At 55.5% G+C, this 17,691-nt stretch carries 17 protein-coding genes and 1 pseudogene; 12 read left to right on the top strand and 6 right to left on the bottom strand.

The window, feature by feature from the left end; all coding sequences use genetic code 11:
- The 4 genes from yidC to AVO41_RS00600 all read right to left on the bottom strand — a co-directional run bounded on the left by yidC (nt 1) and on the right by AVO41_RS00600 (nt 2,827).
- Nucleotides 1-1,680 (bottom strand): membrane protein insertase YidC, encoded by a 1,680-nt coding sequence (yidC, locus tag AVO41_RS00615; RefSeq protein ID WP_068581070.1) that lies wholly within the window; start codon nt 1,678-1,680, stop codon nt 1-3.
- Nucleotides 1,681-1,714: 34 nt separating this feature from the next.
- Complete coding sequence (gene rnpA / locus AVO41_RS00610) at nt 1,715-2,155, bottom strand: ribonuclease P protein component (RefSeq protein WP_068581067.1); 441 nt, start codon at nt 2,153-2,155, stop codon at nt 1,715-1,717.
- Nucleotides 2,156-2,200: 45 nt separating this feature from the next.
- A complete protein-coding gene (rpmH, locus tag AVO41_RS00605) occupies nt 2,201-2,335 on the bottom strand; it encodes a 50S ribosomal protein L34 (protein WP_068581062.1) in 135 nt (44 codons plus the stop codon).
- Nucleotides 2,336-2,527: 192 nt separating this feature from the next.
- Nucleotides 2,528-2,827, bottom strand: coding sequence for an MGMT family protein (locus AVO41_RS00600; protein ID WP_068581060.1), 300 nt, complete (start codon nt 2,825-2,827; stop codon nt 2,528-2,530).
- A gap of 360 nt (nt 2,828-3,187) precedes the next feature.
- On the opposite strand from AVO41_RS00600, the gene AVO41_RS00595 reads away from it, so the two are divergent.
- From AVO41_RS00595 to recF, 4 genes are all read left to right on the top strand, one after another.
- A complete protein-coding gene (locus tag AVO41_RS00595) occupies nt 3,188-3,982 on the top strand; it encodes a sulfite exporter TauE/SafE family protein (RefSeq protein ID WP_068581056.1) in 795 nt (264 codons plus the stop codon).
- Between the two features lie 373 nt (nt 3,983-4,355).
- A complete protein-coding gene (gene dnaA / locus AVO41_RS00590) occupies nt 4,356-5,798 on the top strand; it encodes a chromosomal replication initiator protein DnaA (RefSeq protein WP_068583153.1) in 1,443 nt (480 codons plus the stop codon).
- 110 nt (nt 5,799-5,908) lie between these two features.
- Nucleotides 5,909-7,015 (top strand): DNA polymerase III subunit beta, encoded by a 1,107-nt coding sequence (dnaN, locus tag AVO41_RS00585; RefSeq protein WP_068581053.1) that lies wholly within the window; start codon nt 5,909-5,911, stop codon nt 7,013-7,015.
- Between the two features lie 22 nt (nt 7,016-7,037).
- Nucleotides 7,038-8,150 carry a DNA replication/repair protein RecF gene (gene recF, locus AVO41_RS00580; RefSeq protein WP_068581051.1) on the top strand — a complete coding sequence of 371 codons (1,113 nt, stop codon included), beginning with the start codon at nt 7,038-7,040 and terminating at the stop codon, nt 8,148-8,150.
- Here recF and AVO41_RS00575 read toward each other — a convergent pair.
- The gene (locus AVO41_RS00575) at nt 8,127-8,543 is read right to left on the bottom strand and encodes a hypothetical protein (protein WP_153003441.1); all 417 of its coding nucleotides are present in this window, start codon (nt 8,541-8,543) and stop codon (nt 8,127-8,129) included. The two genes, recF and AVO41_RS00575, sit on opposite strands and share 24 nt — an antisense overlap.
- Nucleotides 8,544-8,598: 55 nt before the next feature.
- On the opposite strand from AVO41_RS00575, the gene AVO41_RS00570 reads away from it, so the two are divergent.
- Together AVO41_RS00570 and AVO41_RS00565 are read left to right on the top strand one after the other, a co-directional pair.
- Nucleotides 8,599-9,846, top strand: a complete 1,248-nt coding sequence (locus AVO41_RS00570; protein WP_153003440.1) for an efflux RND transporter periplasmic adaptor subunit — start codon at nt 8,599-8,601, stop codon at nt 9,844-9,846.
- The gene (locus AVO41_RS00565; protein ID WP_068581041.1) at nt 9,846-13,025 is read left to right on the top strand and encodes an efflux RND transporter permease subunit; all 3,180 of its coding nucleotides are present in this window, start codon (nt 9,846-9,848) and stop codon (nt 13,023-13,025) included. The genes AVO41_RS00570 and AVO41_RS00565 overlap by 1 nt, the downstream gene beginning before the upstream one ends.
- 39 nt (nt 13,026-13,064) lie before the next feature.
- Here the strand turns inward: AVO41_RS00565 and AVO41_RS00560 are convergent, their stop codons facing one another.
- On the bottom strand, nt 13,065-13,721 hold the full coding sequence (locus AVO41_RS00560) for a rhodanese-like domain-containing protein (RefSeq protein WP_068581038.1): 657 nt from the start codon (nt 13,719-13,721) through the stop codon (nt 13,065-13,067).
- A 173-nt stretch (nt 13,722-13,894) separates the two neighbouring features.
- Here AVO41_RS00560 and AVO41_RS00555 point away from each other — a divergent pair, with 173 nt between their 5' ends.
- From AVO41_RS00555 to AVO41_RS00535, 6 genes and pseudogenes are all read left to right on the top strand, one after another.
- Nucleotides 13,895-14,566: a response regulator transcription factor gene (locus tag AVO41_RS00555; RefSeq protein WP_068581036.1), complete on the top strand. Its 672-nt coding sequence runs from the start codon at nt 13,895-13,897 to the stop codon at nt 14,564-14,566.
- Nucleotides 14,563-15,894 carry a sensor histidine kinase gene (locus tag AVO41_RS00550; RefSeq protein WP_068581033.1) on the top strand — a complete coding sequence of 444 codons (1,332 nt, stop codon included), beginning with the start codon at nt 14,563-14,565 and terminating at the stop codon, nt 15,892-15,894. Before AVO41_RS00555 ends, AVO41_RS00550 begins: the two co-directional genes overlap by 4 nt.
- Nucleotides 15,891-16,349: a hypothetical protein gene (locus AVO41_RS00545; RefSeq protein ID WP_068581030.1), complete on the top strand. Its 459-nt coding sequence runs from the start codon at nt 15,891-15,893 to the stop codon at nt 16,347-16,349. Before AVO41_RS00550 ends, AVO41_RS00545 begins: the two co-directional genes overlap by 4 nt.
- A 38-nt stretch (nt 16,350-16,387) precedes the next feature.
- Nucleotides 16,388-16,756, top strand: a pseudogene (locus AVO41_RS10935) (hypothetical protein); the annotation flags it as partial.
- 44 nt (nt 16,757-16,800) lie between these two features.
- Nucleotides 16,801-17,097: an HD domain-containing phosphohydrolase gene (locus AVO41_RS10930; protein WP_082676374.1), complete on the top strand. Its 297-nt coding sequence runs from the start codon at nt 16,801-16,803 to the stop codon at nt 17,095-17,097.
- Complete coding sequence (locus tag AVO41_RS00535) at nt 17,094-17,633, top strand: cytochrome b (protein WP_068581024.1); 540 nt, start codon at nt 17,094-17,096, stop codon at nt 17,631-17,633. The genes AVO41_RS10930 and AVO41_RS00535 overlap by 4 nt, the downstream gene beginning before the upstream one ends.
- The last annotated feature ends 58 nt before the right edge of the window (nt 17,634-17,691 follow it).

Raw genomic sequence — 17,691 nt, 5'->3', positions numbered from 1 at the left:
TTATTTTTCTTCACCGGCTTCGATTTTGCGGGTGATGTACCACTGCTGGGCCACCGACAGAATGTTGTTCACCAGCCAGTATAGAACCAGACCGGCCGGGAAGAACATAAAGAAGACGGTAAAGATGAACGGCAGTGCTTTCATCACTTTCTGCTGCATCTCATCCATCATCGCCGACGGGTTAAGCTTTTGCTGCACCCACATGGAAATCCCCATCAGAACCGGCAGGATGAAATAAGGGTCTTTGGTGGACAGGTCATCGATCCACAGAATCCAAGGCGCCTGACGCATTTCCGCGGAATACAGCAACACCCAGTAAAGCGCAATGAACACCGGCATCTGCACCAGAATCGGCAGGCACCCGCCCAGCGGATTGATCTTCTCTTCCTTGTAGAGCTTCATCATCTTCTGCTGGAACAGCGCTTTGTCATCGCCATAGTTTTCTTTCAATTGCTTGAGCTTAGGCTGAAATTTCTTCAGCTTGGCCATGGAACGATAGGACGTCTCCGACAGCTTGTAGAACAGCAATTTGATCAGAATGGTCAAAATAATGATGGCCCAGCCCCAGTTACCGACCAACGAATGAATCTTGTCCAACACCCAGAAAATCGGCTCGGAAATCAGGGTAAAGATGCCGTAATCCACGGTCATCTCCAGGCCGGGTGCGATGTCTTCCAGACGGTTCTGAATGATCGGTCCCATATAGAGTTCGGTTTTGAGCGTTGCGCTCTCACCCGGTGCCAGCTTGGACATGGGTTCGACCACACCGGCCGCGTATTCACCATTGCCCACCGGCTTGGCATAAAAACGGTTCTGTGCTTCCTGATCCGGAATCACCGCTGAAATGAAGTAATGCTGGATCATGGCCGCCCAACCGCCGTTGACCTGTTTGCCTTCGATCCGTGAGGTCTCCAGGTCATCAAAGGAGTGCTTGACGAACTTGTCTTCCGCATTGCCGTCATACAACGCCGGGCCGGTGTAGGTATACATCAGCGCACTGTGTTCCGGGTCGTATTTGTTGCGTTTGAGCTGTGAGTACAGGCTTCCGGCCCATTCCTGCTCAGACTGGTTCTCAATGCGATAACTGACGCCGACCACATACTCCCCGCGGGTAAAGTGGTAGGTTTTGGTGACTTTGATCCCATCCTGCTGCCACGTCATGGGCACATCCAGCGTGTCGCCCTGCAGTTCATAACGGGTCTGCTGCGCCTGATAAACCGAACGGTGCGTCGGCGCAGGCAGGTTGGCACCGGACTGGGTGGCCAAACCGTTTTGGGCAATGTACATCATCTGCCCACTGTCGCCCATCAGCTGGAACGGCTGACTGCGATCATCGGCCGCGGCATACTCCTGGAGAAAGACTTCACGAATGTCGCCGCCCTGCGTATCGAGGGTCAAATCCAGCACATCGGTTTTGACATGAATGCGCTGAGCCTTGGCAATGTCGGCCTGCGCAGAGGGCACATCCTGGGGCTGATCCGTCACCTGATCATTGGCGGTGGGCACATCCCCGGCCGGGACCGAGTCCGGCACATCCTTCGTTCCCGAGGCTGACTGGGTTTGCGCGGGCCGATCACTGGCAGTGGGCAGTGACTGCTTGTGCTGAAATTTGGCCCACTCCATCCAGACCCAAAGCAGGGTAAAAGCCAGAGCCAGCCACCAAAACGTTCTCATATTCATGCGGTAATTTCCTGGTTGATTGCGTCCATTCGATTCACGAATCGGATGCGGAAGCGTCCTTCAGGCCACTGCGCCGAATTTTCCGCACCAGATGTTCAAAACTTTTGATCAGGGTCGCGTTATCATGCTCAGTCATGCCGCGTCGCCCCAAAACCACAATATCATACCCGCTCAGGCTCGATTTTTGTTGACGAAATACTTCTCGGGCCAATCTTTTTACCCGATTGCGACAGACAGCCTTGGGCAACTGCTTTTTGGATATCGCCAGACCCAAACGGGGGAGTGAGTGATGATTAACCCGAACAATGAAGGTCCAGTGACGATTGGCAAACTTGGAGGCATCGGCAAAGACCGCCTGGTAATCGGCCGGCGTGGTCAGACGAACGGATTTGGGGAAGGCATGAGAGGATGCCTCCAATGGCTCAGGCCGAGCGGCGCTGGCTGGTCCATCGGAGGCATTGGCGCGGGTACGCATGGCATTGCTTGAAACAGCCAATGACGTCAAACCGGCCAGAAAAACTTAAGGGGTCAGGCGCTTGCGGCCCTTGGCACGACGTGCAGCGATGATTTTACGACCGTTCTTGGTCGCCATACGGGCACGGAAACCATGAGTGCGAGCACGCTTGAGTACGCTGGGTTGAAAAGTACGTTTCATGATTGAATTCCTTGTTGCTGTCTACCGTTGGATGCACAGAAAATCGGTCCGCTGCCACAGCGATCGACATCGATTCTCTAGAATTTTGTAAAGAACGCGGCATTATAAGGAATAAGACACGCGAAAACAAGGTCTTATCGCATTGGATTTTTGCAGGCGCTCGGCCCGTGAGCCTACACGGCCCGGTTCGGTTCACCAGGCCTGGTAAAAACATTGTTCGAGATCCACCCGATCCGGTGTCTCGAACACGATGCCCTCCGCTGCCAGCAACGCTCGCTTTTGCGCCACACCCCAGGCATAGCCGCCCAAAGCACCGTCCGTTTTGACCACGCGGTGACAGGGCACAGTGTCCGGCGTCGGATTTCGGTGCAAAGCCTGTCCGACCGCTTGGTAGGCTTGACAACCAAGCGCCTCCGCCAACGCTTTATACGTGGTCACCTTGCCTTGCGGCACTTGGCGAACCAATGCGTAAACCCGCTGTGCCCAGTCCATCTGCTTTCTCCTGTCCAATCCCAGGCCGAAACAGGCATTATAACGCGTTCCACGCCCGTCTTTTCCTGTTATCTCGAAATCATTTTTTCAACCCGAATGTTTACCTTCGGTTTCTTCGATTCATGAATTTGTGCTGAGATTGCACAGTGCCTTGGTTTCTCGACTTACCCCTTCGGGCGTCGAGTTCTTCGTTTCACAAGGAAATTTTCGAAGAAGCGTCGTATTTATGATTACGACCGACTGAGAAAATATTTCTTGTGGGATCAAGGAACAAGCAAGGTCGGTGCAAATTTGTGAAATATTCGAGTCAACAACAAGGTCCGTTACAATGCACAGAACAGACGAAATAGCAGGTGTGTCATGGAGTGGTTGATTGAGCTAAGTGTGTATGTGCTCACTGGAGTGGTGGCTGGTTTTTTTGCCGGCTTGCTGGGCATTGGCGGCGGTTTAATCATCGTGCCGATTCTCACCTCCGCTTTTGTCTGGTTCCTCGACACCCCTTATGTGGTTCATCTGGCCATCGGCACCTCTTTGGCCACCATTTTCATCACCTCTGCCGCATCGGTGCGCAAACATCAACAGCACGAAGCGGTCCGCTGGGACCTGTTTCGCACGCTGGCGCCCGGCATTTTCCTGGGCGGCCTGCTCGGCGGCTGGCTGGCGCATTTTATGAATGCCTCCCTGCTGGCGAAGGTGTTTGCCCTGATCGAAGTCGCCATTGCCTTGAAGTTATTGCTCGACCTGCAACCCGACCCGCACCGTGACATGCCAGGGGCCGTGGGTCGCTTCAGTGCGGGCACGGTCATTGGCAGCCTCTCGTCCCTGGTCGGCATTGGCGGCGGCGCATTGAATACGCCTTATATGATGTGGCACAACGTGCGCATGCCCCAGGCCATTGCCACGTCCTCCGCTTTGAGCTTGCCCATTGCCGCAGCGGGTACTTTGGGATTCATGTTCAGCGGCTTTCAAACCACCGGCTTACCCGACGGGTCGACCGGTTATATTTACTGGCCGGCGTTTTTGGGTATCGTGGCAGCCAGCTTTTTTACCGCGCCGGTCGGGGCCACGCTGACACATCGCCTGCCGGTAAAGACCCTCAAACGGGTGTTTGCGTTGCTGCTGATTGTGCTTGCCATCAAAATGTTTTGGCTGTGATGGCCGCGGCGAAGCGAATTGACGGATCAGCTACCTGATCCTGGCCTCGGTCCTGGTCCTACAAGCGCCTGCGCAAATCAGACAAAGGCCCCCATGAACTTTTTTTATGAAAGAATTTTAATTTGTGTAAAGAACCTCATCAATTCAAACAGTTACTTCCAACCTAACCAACCTTATCCACAGACTTTGTCCCCAACTTATCCACAACCCCCCTCTAGGCGGACACCGGCTTCAGTCGTATAATTCCTTTTCGCCAGCGACCCATCAGGCCTGTCACGGGCAATGGCCATGCAAAATGTGCCCAGAAAATGCAATCGGACCGGCCTCTGGCGAAGTTGATCCACCCCTTACTGATATGAACCGAGGTGACCTTTTGAGCACGGTTTTGTGGCCCCAAGCACTGAAACATCTGGAATCCGGATTAAGCAATGTCCAGTTTTTGACCTGGATACGTCCGCTGGAAGCCATTGAATCCGACCAGACGCTGCGACTGATTGCGCCCTCAGGGTTCATCTATGACTGGGTCAATGACAAACTCATCGATCAAATCGAGCAAGCCGTGCAACAGGTGGCACCGGCCAATACGCCAAGGGTCTCTCTGGAAATTGGCGATTACGCCATTGACCGGATTGAGGAGGTCGACCCCACGCGTCCGCATGCCCAGCAGGCAACCGGCCCTCTGGCGGATTTTTCACACCGACCGGCTGATTCAGACACCTCAGCAACCTCCTCTCAACAGGCCACCTATCAGGAACGGTCCAATCCCGACGAAGCCAGCCAGGAACCGTCCGGGATCAAGCACAATCTCAACACACACTTTACGTTTGAAACCTTTGTCGAAGGCAAGGCCAACCAGCTTGCCGCCGCGGCCGCACACCAGGTGGCGGACAACCCGGGTGGCGGTTACAACCCGTTTTTCATTTATGGCGGCTCCGGTCTGGGGAAAACCCACTTGATGCATGCCATCGGCAACCTCTTAATGAAACGCAACCCTCAGGCTCGGGTGGTGTACCTTCACTCGGAACGTTTCGTGGCGGACATGGTCAATGCCCTGCGCCATAAAAAAATCGAGTCATTCAAACGTTTTTACCGCTCTTTGGACGCCTTATTGATCGATGACATTCAATTTTTTGCCAACAAAGAACAATCGCAGGAAGAGTTCTTTCATACCTTTAACACCCTGCTCGAAGGCAACAAGCAGGTCATTTTGACCAGTGACCGTTTTCCCAAAGAAGTCGAAGGGCTGGAAGACCGCTTGAAATCGCGTTTCGGCTGGGGCCTGACGGTGGCGGTTGAACCGCCGGAATTTGAAATGCGTGTGGCCATTCTGCTGAAAAAAGCCCACGAATTTGGCTTTCTGCTGTCCGACGATGTGGCGTTTTTCATCGCCAAACGCTTGCGTGGCAATGTCCGTGACCTGGAAGGGGCACTGAAACGGGTGGGCGCCTTTGCCCAGTTTACCCAGCAGGCCATCACCGTCAGCCTGGCGAAAGAGGCCCTCAAGGATCTGCTGGCACTACAACAGAAAATGGTCACACTGGAAAACATTCAAAAAACCGTGGCCGACTATTACAAAATCCGGGTGGCGGACATTTTATCCAAGCGCCGCACGCGCAACATCGCCCGGCCCCGCCAGATGGCGATGGCCATTGCCAAAGAACTGACCCAGCACAGCTTGCCGGAAATCGGCGATGCCTTCGGCGGACGTGATCACACCACGGTTCTGCATGCGATCAAAAAGATCAAAGAATTGACCGAAACCGACCATCAGCTGGGCGAAGACTGGCAGACATTGATCCGAATCATCACCAACTAAGCGTCAATCAGCGGTCGTTAAAAATTCACAAAAGGTCTGTAGAAGCCATTCCGAATTCTTGGCATAATGGCGAATAACATTGTGACCCAAACTGCACAAAGGTATTGCTCATGAAATTCTCCCTGTCCCGCGAAAATTTACTTTCAGCGTTGCAAACCGTCGGCGGCGTGGTCGAAAAACGCCAGACAATGCCGGTGCTGGCCAACCTTCTGTTCCAGATCACCCAGAACACACTCACCGTCACCGCGTCTGACCTGGAAATCGAAACCCGTGCCACCACCGAGATCGAAACCAGTGATGGCGATTTCCAGACCACACTGCCGGCGATGAAACTGATCAGCATTGTGCGCTCTCTGCCCGATGGCGTGCTGGTCACCCTTGACTTCGAACAAACCCGTTGCCAGCTTTCGGCCGGACGCTCGCGCTTTAAACTCTCCACGCTGCCGGCCGAGGATTTCCCGACGATTGATCTGACCCAGACCGAACTGTCGTTTTCTCTGCAACAGCACCAGCTCAAACAACTGATCGCCCACACCGCTTTTGCCATGGCGCATCAGGACGTTCGTTTCTATCTGAACGGCATGCTGTTCGACATCAGTGATCAGACGCTGCGTGTGGTCGCCACCGACGGACATCGACTGTCCACCTGCTCCACTCAGCTGGAAACCGAAGGCCTGACAGCGACTCAGGCCATCCTGCCGCGTAAAGGGGTCATGGAACTGCAAAAACTCATTGGCGACGACGAAACCCTGGTGGCGTTTGCGCTGGCCAAAAACTACCTGACCGTGCAGATGGAAGACACGGTCTTTACCTGCAAACTGGTCGATGGTCGTTTCCCCGATTACAAACGCGTTCTGCCGCAACACAACGATCAGTTGGCCACCGCCCAGCGTGAACTGCTGCGCAGCCTGTTACAGCGGGCCGCGATCTTGTCCAATGATAAATTTAAAGGCATTCGTCTGGCACTCAAAGCCAACTTGATCGCCGTGCACGCCCAGAACTCGGAGCAGGATGAATCGCACGAAGACATGACCCTTGATTATCAGGGGCCGGAGATGGAAATCGGTTTCAACGTCAATTATCTGCTGGATGTCATCAATGCCATGCACCAGGAACAGGTGACCCTGCATATGAAAGACGCCAACAGCAGTTGCATGATCGAAATGGAAACCGACGGCTGCCATTGTCAGCATGTGATCATGCCGATGCGTCTTTAGTTCGGCCCACTGAGGCACACGCTTGTCACGACTGGTCAATCTCCAGCTGCAGCACTTTCGTAACATCGATCAGGCCCATCTGAGCTTTGGCGCCGGCATCAATGTGATCGCCGGTGACAACGCAGCGGGCAAGACCGCGGTGATCGAAGCCCTGTGGACCCTGGCGTCAGGCCGCTCGTTCCGTACGGCCCAACCGCGCCAACTGATTCAGCACCAGCAACCAGGCCTGGTGATTTTCTGTGAAGTCGAACAGGGCACCCAGCGCCACCGTCTGGGCCTGAGTCGCCAGCAGGACGGACAGGTGCGAGTGCGCATCAACGGCGACACCATTCGCACGCAGGCCGAAATGGCCGCCACCCTGCCCATTCAGTTGCTCACGCCGGAAAGCCACCGCCTACTGGAAGAAGGCCCCAAAGCACGCCGTCATTATCTGGACTGGGGCTGCTTTCATGCTCAGACCGATTTCATGCAACACTGGCGTCTTTACCAGCGCGCACTGAAACAACGCAACCGCGCCCTGCGTCAACAACTGCCCGCCGACCAGGTCCAGTTATGGGACGCACAACTGCTGGCGGCCAATGATCGCCTGCACAGTCTGCGACATGACTACATCCACGCCCTGACGCCCTTTCTGGAAACCTATTGCCAAGCCCTTATGCCGGAACTGTCCGCGCCGCCGCAAGTCAGCTTCCGCCCCGGTTGGCCTCAGGCCCAACCCGATTTTGGCCAGGCGCTGCAAAGCCATCTGGAAAAAGATCGAAAACAAGGCTTTACCCAATATGGTGCCCATCGTGCCGACATGCGGTTTCGCTTTGATAAAATGGACGCCCAGATGGCCTTATCCCGCGGTCAGCAAAAGCTGTTTGTCTGCGCGTTGCTGCTGGCCCAGGCCGCCCTTTACGAAAAACTGAGCGGCCAGACGGTGATCATGTTGATCGACGACCTTCCGGCCGAACTGGATGCGCATCATCGCCAGACCCTGCTGACTCTGCTCCAGGAGCTGGGCATTCAATCTCTGCTGACCACCACCAGCCTCAATCTGATCCCCGAGACCGCTCGCGACCAAACCGACTATCAGGCCTGGTGCATTGAAAACGGTCAACTGCACCCCCTATCCGAATCGTCTGCGTCCTAGAGCCGCCAACACCGGGGCCAGGCACGTCACCAGCCAGATCAAAGGCCAGAGATTTCCCTGCTCAAACGTCATCGCCGCCCAAGCATCCTCCTCGATCCGACCCTGCCAATGGATCATCGCCCCTTCAAACAGCCCGGTCAGAAGGCCCCACAATGCGCCGATCCATCCATAGTGCGCAAAACTTGTCACCGCCAGCCAGGGAAGGGAATAATACGCCACCCCCAAAATCAGCCCCGCAAGCATCAATCCGCTGATCAGATTGGCCGCCACCTCACCCAGCATGGGTGCCCATACCCCCTCACGAAGCGCGCCATTGAGGATCGCGATCCCAAGCAGTCCCAGCCAAATGATTAATGCTTTCCCAATCACCCTCGTCACCCTCGTATGAAGCATCAGTGCAACTCTTTTTACCAGATAACGCACTGAAACGCAGCCATGAAGCCGCCTTGTGACAACAAAGTCACATCCGAATCTGGTCTCTTCCCGCAAACTGCCCTACAATGAGGTTGATTGTCTGATCTTGGGAGAGACCATGCGCCGCAACCTATCCGATCGCCTCATGCGCCTTGTCCATTTTTTACCAGGCCTGGTCCTTTTTACCCTGACATGGGCCGCCGGGCCCGCGGCCAGCGCGAACGAACCGAGCGATGGTCAAACCACGGCGGTCACGGTAATGACCGTTCAAACCGCTTCGCCCACCCAGACGCATCGTTTACTGGGGCGAGTGGAACCGATCGAGAGCGTCGCCCTGCGCGCACGCATTGAAGGGTTTCTAAAGGCCCGCCTGTTTGACGAAGGGGAAAAAGTGGTCCAGGGTCAGACGCTGTTTCAGATTGAACGCGCGCCCTATCAGACCGCTCTGGAACAGGCGCAAGCACAGCGTTTGCAAGCCCAAGCCCAACGCCAGAATGCGCTGGCGGATTACCGGCGAAAGCAGGACATGCAGCAAAAAAACCTGATTTCACAAGCCGAATTGGACCAGGCGGAAGCCGCCAGCATTTCCGCCAAAGCGCAGGTCCAACTGGCGCAGGCGGCGGTGGACAATGCCCAACGCGAACTGGGCTACACCGCCATTGAAAGCCCGATCGACGGTGTCATCGGTCTCAGTCACTATACGCGTGGCAATCTGGTCAATCCCGCCAGCGGGGCTTTGGCACAGGTGCATCAACTCGATCCGATTTATGTCAGCCTGGAAATCAGCGAACGGGCACTGCTGCCTTTCCGTCGTGACTTAAAGCTGGGCGAACGCACCTTGCAAGCGGCACTGGCCGATACCCCACACCCCCGTCTGGTTCTGTCCGATGGCAGCCAATACGCCCACACTGGGCAGTTTACGTTTCTGGGCAACGAAGTGAATCCGGCCACCGACAGCATCAAAATCCGCGCCCGCTTTGACAACCCGAACCATCAGCTGTTGCCGGGGCAATTTGTCACGCTGGTCATTGAGCAGACCCGCGATCAACCAGCCCTGATGGTGCCACAAAAAGCCCTGCAGAAAGACCGAAAAGGCACGTTTGTGCTGGTGGTCAACGCGCAGAACCAGGTCGAGGAGCGGCGCATTCAACTGGGGGAGACCTATGATCACCAGATCGAGGTCACCTCGGGGCTTCAAGCTGGCGAGCGCGTGATCACTCAGGGGTTGCAGAAAGTCCGGCCGGGGCAAACGGTGTCGCCGATGCCAGCGGAGGCAGATTGATGTTTTCCGCGTTTTTCATCCGACGCCCCAAGTTTGCATTTGTGATGGCCATTGTGCTGGTCCTTGCCGGCAGCATTGCGCTCAAGGCTCTGCCCATCAACGAATACCCCAATATTGCGCCGCCGCAGGTTCAGGTGTCCACCACCTACCCCGGGGCCGATGCCGAAACCTTGGCCGAAAGCGTTGCCATCCCCATCGAAGAACAGGTCAACGGGGTCGACAACATGCTCTATATGTCGTCCCAGAGCAGCCAGAACGGCCATTACCAGCTGACCATCACCTTTGAGGTCGGCACCGATCCCGACATCGCCGCCGTTCAGGTTCAGAACCGAGTGGCGCTGGCGCAACCCAAGTTGCCCCAGGCCGTGATTCGACAGGGCATCACCACCGAAAAACAAAGTGGCAACATGCTGATGGTGATCAACGTGTTTTCACCCAACGAGCGCTATGATGCCCTGTTTCTCAATAACTATACCGCTCGCAATCTGGAACAGCCGCTGGCGCGCCTGCCCGGCGTCGGCAACGCCCAGCAACTGAGCCAGAACGACTACGCCATGCGCATCTGGCTGGATCCGCTCAAGCTGGAAGCTTATCAGCTCAGTACGCAGGATGTACTCAGTGCCATCCGCAGCCAGAATATTCAGGCCAGCGCCGGCACCATCGGCGGACCGCCTTTTGTGCACGACCAGGCCGATGCCCCGCGTCCCCCGGCATTTCAATACACGCTCAAAGCCGACGGTCGTTTGCAGAGCGTCAAGGCCTTTGAGCAGATTCTGCTGCGTGCCAACGCACAGGGGGGCACGGTTCGGCTCAAGGACGTGGCCGAGGTGGGGCTGGGTTCCAAATCCTATCTGGCCAACGCGCGCCTGAACAACCAGGCCGCGGCCACACTGGCCATTTTCCAGACACCGGGCGCCAATGCCCTGGAAGTCGCCGATGCGGTCTATGCGGAAATGGAGCGTCTGGGACAGCGTATGCCCGAAGGGCTGGCCTACGACATTCTCTATGACACCACCGAATCGGTTCGGGCCTCGGTGGAAGAGGTCTTCAAGACGTTGTTGATCACCTTCACACTCGTGGTATTGGTCACCTGGCTGTTTCTGGGGGACTGGCGCGCCACCTTGATCCCGGCCGTCGCCATTCCGATTGCATTGATCGGCGTGATGAGCGTCTTGTTTGCCTTTGGCCTCAACCTGAACATGATTACCCTGTTTGCCCTGATTCTGGCGATCGGCATTGTGGTGGACGACGCCATCATTGTGGTGGAAAACACCCAGCGCCTGATCGATCAGGCCGATGCGCGCAGCCTTGATCGCAAGCAACTCGCCATTGACAGCATGCGCCAGATGACCACGCCGGTGATTGCCACCACGCTGGTGCTGTTGGCTGTGTTTGTGCCCATTACCTTTATGCCTGGCATTACCGGGGAACTCTACCGGCAGTTTGCCATAACCCTGTCGTTTGCCGTGGTCCTGTCTTCCCTCACCGCTTTGACTCTGTCACCGGCCATGTGCGCGCTGTTATTGCGCCCAAGCGCCCAGGCCTTGCAATCGCCACTGAGCCGTTTTTCCCCGGCACGCCCTTTCGGCAAAGGCCTGGAAAGCATTCGCGGCGCTTACGTCGGCAGCATCGCGCACCTGCTGCGTTTCCCCAAAACCGTTTTGGGCGTTTTCATTCTGTTTGCGCTGTCCACCGTGTGGCTCTTTCAATCGGTGCCCGGCGGCTTCATCCCGCCGGAAGACCGGGGCGCCCTGATGATCAACGTCCAATTACCCGATGGCGCCTCGCTGGCACGCACCGAAGCTGTGACCCGCGAAATCACCGATCAACTGCGCCCGATTGAGGGCATCAGTGACATCATCGGGGTGTCCGGCTACAGCCTTTTTTCGGGACTGGCCGCCAACAGCGCGTTTATGATCGCCATTTTGGATGATTGGTCCGACCGAACCCGTGACGAAACCCAGTGGTATCGGATTTTGGGACGCATCAATCAGTCTCTGCAAGCCATGCCGCAAGCCAATGCCTTTGCGTTTCCGCCCCCGGCGATCAACGGATTGGGCCGCAGTGGGGATATGAGCGCGCAATTACAGGACTTAAGCGGCGACTCGGTTCAAGCTTTGGCGCAAACCCTGCGCGGGCTGATCTATCAAGCCAATCAGCGCAATGAAATCGAACGGGCCAAAACCACGTTCAGCGCGACCACCCCGCAGTATCAGGTCAGCGTTTTCCGCGACAAGGCACAAATGTTGGGCGTTTCACCCGAGCGCATTTACCAGACGCTGTCCACCCATCTGGGCAGTGCCTATGTCAATGACTTCACGCTCAAAGGGCGCAATTACCAGGTACAGGTTCAGGCCAGCGCCGACAATCGAGATCAACTCGATGACCTCAAACGCCTGAAGATTCGATCCGACCAGGGTGAACTGATTCCTGCCAGTGCGCTGCTCGAGGTGGTGCCGCAGGTGGGTCCCTCGAGCATTAATCGATACAACCTGGTGCGCACGGCCGATCTGCAAATCACACCGGCGACCGGCACCAGCGACATCGAAGCGGTCGCCCTGATGGATCAATTGGCACACAACACCCTGCCGGATGGGTATTTCATTGAATGGACCGGCAATACCCTGCAAGCGCTCAAGGCCAACGAACTGGTGCTGATGATTTTTGCGCTGGCGACGTTGTTTGCTTATTTGTTTCTGGTAGCACAATACGAAAGCTGGAGTCTGCCCATCGCCATCATTGCCACCGTGGTCATCGCGTTCTGGGGGGCCTTGCTTGCGCTCAAACTCATGCCCGGTCTGACCAACAACCTCTATACCCAAATCGGCATGGTGCTGTTGATTGGCATTGCCAGTAAAAATGCGATTCTGATGGTGGAGTTTGCCGCCAAAGAACGCAGCGGGACACAGGGAAGGCACGCTCGGAGCATCGCCGACGCCGCACTCAGTGCCGCACGCCTACGGTTTCGCCCGGTGATGATGACGTCCCTGTCCTTCGTTTTGGGCGTCTTACCGTTGCTGTTTGCCAGTGGCGCCGGGGCCACCAGCCGATTTTATGTCGGCCTGACCATCATCGGCGGCATGTTGGCACTGGTACTGATCGCGCTGTTCTTCATTCCGGTGTTTTTCCAGATCGTGCAGCAACTGCGCGAAGCCTGGCACCGGCGATTTCAAGCGTGAATCACCTTTTTGACCAGGCCTGGTCAAAAACACCCCGGCTCAGGGACGGACGGTGGTCAGCCCCAATGACTGCCAGGCCTGCATCCCACCCCGATACCAGAACAGTTTGTGCGCGGGATACCCGAGGTTAAGCAAGGCTCTGAGGTTGGTCGGCGACTGGCCGCACCAGGGTCCATTACAGAACAGGACCAGCGTTTTGGCCTGGGAAAAGTTCCAAATGCCATCCTCAATCGTTACATCGAAGCGATCGGTGAGAAGGCTTTCCACTTCAAGCGGCCGATAGCTGTCCGATTCCGGATACAACTTGGTCCAGGGCAGGTTGATGGCACCGGGAATGGTGCCTTTGGCCACCCAGTCCGGCGTGCGAGAGTCAATCACCACAATGTCTTCATCGTCTTTGGACTGACGTTGCAGAAAATCCAGCAACTCACGTTCCCCGATGGTGGTCACACCCGGCGCAATCTGCATCGGTTGGACACAAAATGGCGGACAGGCTCTTGAGGTCAACGCGTAATCGTCCTCAATTGTGTTGCTCTGATCCTGTTCACGCTGAATGGTGACCGATTCCCCCTGATGCAACACCGTCACCTGACTCAACTCTGGTGTGATCGCGACATCCAGTGGTTCCGCCATCGCGGCCTGACTGGCCCAAAGCAACAGAAACGCTGCGCTGAGCGACTGCATTCGATTCCACATCACTCCGCCCTCCTTTTCATTGGGAAGAAACGGATGTTTATCAACACCCTTTCCTGAAATTAACAGAACCGCCGTGGGTTTGCAAAGCCCATGCGTTGGGGTAGGATTTTTTTCAGGTTGAATTCAGATTGATGCGTTAAGATCCTTAATTATCTGGGAAATGGAATCCATCCATGGCAAAGCTGCTTTTGTGCGAAGACGAACCCACGCTGGTGACTCAACTGACCGATCTGCTGGGAGCGGAACACATCACCGATCATACCGGCGACGGTCAGGAAGCGCTCTATCTGGCATTGGAATTTGATTATGATCTGATTGTTCTGGATCTGGGGCTGCCCGGCATGGACGGACTGGAAGTGCTGACTAATCTTCGTCGCAGCAAAGCCACGCCAGTGCTGGTCCTGACTGCCCGCAATGCCTGGCAGGAACGGGTTCAGGGCTTAAAAGCCGGGGCCGATGACTATCTGGGCAAGCCATTTCATTTTGAAGAATTACAAGCCCGCATCGAGGCATTGCTCAAGCGCCCACCTCAGCAATTGTCGCCCTGCCTCCATTATCGTACCTTTGAGCTCTGTGACAGCGAACGTACGCTGATTCAGCGCAACGCCGACGTCAGTGAACGGCGTTGGTCCCTGAGCCGCAATGAGTTCATTTTGCTGCATGCCTTTTTTCAGGCGCCCGGCCGCGTGTTTTCCAAAGCGCAATTGATGCAGAAACTGGGCGACCAGCACTATGATCGCGATGACAACCTGATCGAAGTGTATGTCCGAAAATTACGTCAATACCTTGGAAAAACCGCCATTGAAACACTGCGCGGCCAGGGGTACCGTCTGGTGGCCACATGAAATCGATTGAGAAACAACTGAACCTGTCACTGGGGTTGAGCTTACTGATTGTGTTTGGCCTTTTGTGGTGGCTCGCAATCTGGACCCTTCACCACTTGGCGGAAGATTACATTCTGGAACGCCTTCATCTTGACGCCGATTCCATCACTCAGCATTTATTTGTGCAAAACCAACAATTGGCCCTGTCCGAACCCAGCCTCAATCCGGCGTATTCGGTGCCGGATTCCGGGCACTACTTCATTGTCAAAAACCAGCACGATACCCTCACGTCTTCTTCCCTGAATGCCTTCCCGATGTATCTGAAACCGGCCGCGCCCATGGGTCAGTCGCAGCACTACGAGACCCTCGGGCCCAATGACAACCACCTTCTGGTGTATCAGACCAGCCGTGATTTTCAGGGGCAACCGCTTGCCATCTATGTGGCCGAAGATCACTCAGACATGGAGCAGGCGCTGTGGCTATTCGATGGCATTGTGGCGGTGTTCGTTGTGCTGAGTCTGGGCGTGATCTATGCCCTTCAGCAACGGCTGCTTCGGCGCAGTTTTAAACAGCTGGATCCGATCTACCAGGCTCTGGACGGCCTGCAAAAAGGCCATCCGTTTTACGTGAACGCCGATGACTATCCGCAAGAAGTGCAGCCGCTGATCACCAAACTGAATGAAGCGCTCCAAAGCGCACAAAGCCAGCTGCAACGCTCACGACAAGCCAGCAGCAACCTGGCGCACAGCTTAAAAACGCCGCTGAACATTTTATTTCAATTGCGCCAGCATCCGGTGGTCGCGGAACACCCCGAACTGAAAGCCACCCTGCAAGCGCAAACCGACACCATTCATCAGCGCCTTGAAACCGAATTACAAGCCGCCAGCATTGCCTCCCAATCTGCGCGCCTCGAGCGTTTTTCCCCTCAGGCCGATCTACCGGACCTGTTGAGTTCGATGCAACAGCTGTATCCGGACAAAGCATGGCACACCCATCCGCCTCTGACCCAGTGGCCCGCGCAACTGCCTCTGGAAAAAAACGACGGTTTTGAGCTATTGGGCAATCTGCTGGACAACGCGGCCAAATTCAGCCGACACGATTACCACCTCACGTATGACACAGACCGAATGATGATCGATGACGACGGCCCGGGGGTGCCCGAAGCGCAACGCCAGCACATTCTCAAACGCGGCGTCCGCCTGGATGAAACCAAACCCGGGCATGGCGTCGGTCTTGCCATTGCCAGCCAGATCGCAGAGGCGTATGACCTGACCTTTGAATTCGATACATCGCCCTATGGCGGCTTACGCGTGCAAATAACGTGGCTCAAAGAGGAGACAGACGCATGAACCCAGACGTCTTAAATAATCGAACCGCCCTGCATGGCTATCTGGCCTGGCGACTCGGCCTGATTGCGATCATCTTTGGTGCGCTGACCTCCATGGCGCTTTGGTTTTACGGCATCGAACAACTGGAACACGATGCGGTGGAACAAGCCCAGGAAGTCGCCCAATCCCTGATTAAAGACCACCAAAGTACCCTGAAAATGCTGGACCAAGACCAGTCCCTGAGCGAGCAATCGCGACAGACACTGCTACGATGGAGCAACCAGCAAATCAACCCCACGTTCACATTCATCGAAGTCTACAACGCAGACGGTGAAGAAATCGTGGTCGCCCAATCCAGTGATCCGTTTGCCCGACATTTGGCGGAATCCCGAGATCATCTCAACCCGAAAGTGGAATCCCAGTACAAACCCTATTTTGAAAAAACACCCTCTTTGTTCAGACGTTTACCCCGCTGAAACTGGGGCATGATGATCGCATCATCGGGTACCTGGAAATGATGTACACCTACCCGCCCCAACTGCTCAAACGTCAACGTGAGTACCTGTTGGAAGCCGTGATTGCGGTGATCATCGGTATTTTGTTGACCGCGCTGGTTCTCTACCCGCTGCTGGTCAAACTGTTACAAGTGGTCAACCAGCAGAAACGCACCATCCTCAAAGGCAACCTGGAAATGATGACGCTTCTGGGGTCGGCCATTTCCAAACGGGATTCCGACACCGATGCGCATAATTTTCGCGTCACCCTCTACGCCATTGCTCTGGCTGAAGCGCATGAACTGCCTTTAAGCCAGCGTCGCGCCCTACTGAAAGGCGCGTTCGTTCATGACATTGGCAAGATCGCGATTTCCGACACAGTATTGCTCAAACCCGGCCGTTTAACCGCCGATGAATTTGCCATCATGAAAAAATGGATGGCAGTGGCTACCCCAATGGCCTGGCCGGAGACCACATTCCGATCAATGCTCGTGTTTTCGCGCTGGCCGATGTCTTCGATGCCCTCACATCCAAACGCCCCTACAAAGACCCCATGCCGCTGGACAAAGCCCTCTCGATTTTGCGAGCAGAACGCGGCCACCATTTCGACCCAATCCTGACCGACCAGTTCCTGCAGCTGGCCCCCTCTCTATACCAGCATTATTATGGCCTTCAGCGCCATGAACTTGAGGCAGAATTGAACCGAATCATTGAAGCGTATTTTTTATGAAACCGTTCAACCTGTTCAATTCAAACGACCGATATGGCCTGATCAGCATTTATCTACACTGGATCACGGCCCTCCTTTTTTTGCTGGCGCTGCTGCTTGGCTGGTGGATGGAAGACTGGGACTTGCTGGCGGATTTTTTGACGCAGACACACTACCTGATCGGTTTGAGCGTCCTGTTTTTGGGAAGTCTTCGAATCGGCACGTTTGCCTTACAAACCCAACCGGCGGCCCTGGGCCATCCACCCCTCTGGCAAGAGACGCTGAAAGACTGGGTCCAAAAAGCATTGATCGCGCTACTGGTGCTGATCCCTCTGACCGGCCTCCTTACCCTTTTTTGGGGCGAGAGCCCGACAACGCTTTACGGCTGGTCTCTACCTTATGACGAGTCACGCCCGTTTTTGACGGATCTGTTCGAAGAAGTGCATGAAATCGCAAGCAACCTCGCCCTGTTTCTGATCGCATTGCACGCACTGGCGGCCTTGAAACATCACTGGTTTGACCTGGACAACACGCTGAAACGAATGCTGGGACGTTAGCCGTCCGATTTTCAGGTTGCGTTCAGGTTGCGCTGCTAAACTGCTTGACAGTCAATCG

It is taken from the genome of Thiomicrospira sp. WB1 (genome assembly GCF_001507535.1).
Classification (GTDB): Bacteria; Pseudomonadota; Gammaproteobacteria; order Thiomicrospirales; family Thiomicrospiraceae; genus Hydrogenovibrio.
The sequence above is the reverse complement of the archived record's forward strand: the minus strand, read 5'-3'. Positions and strand labels throughout refer to the sequence as shown.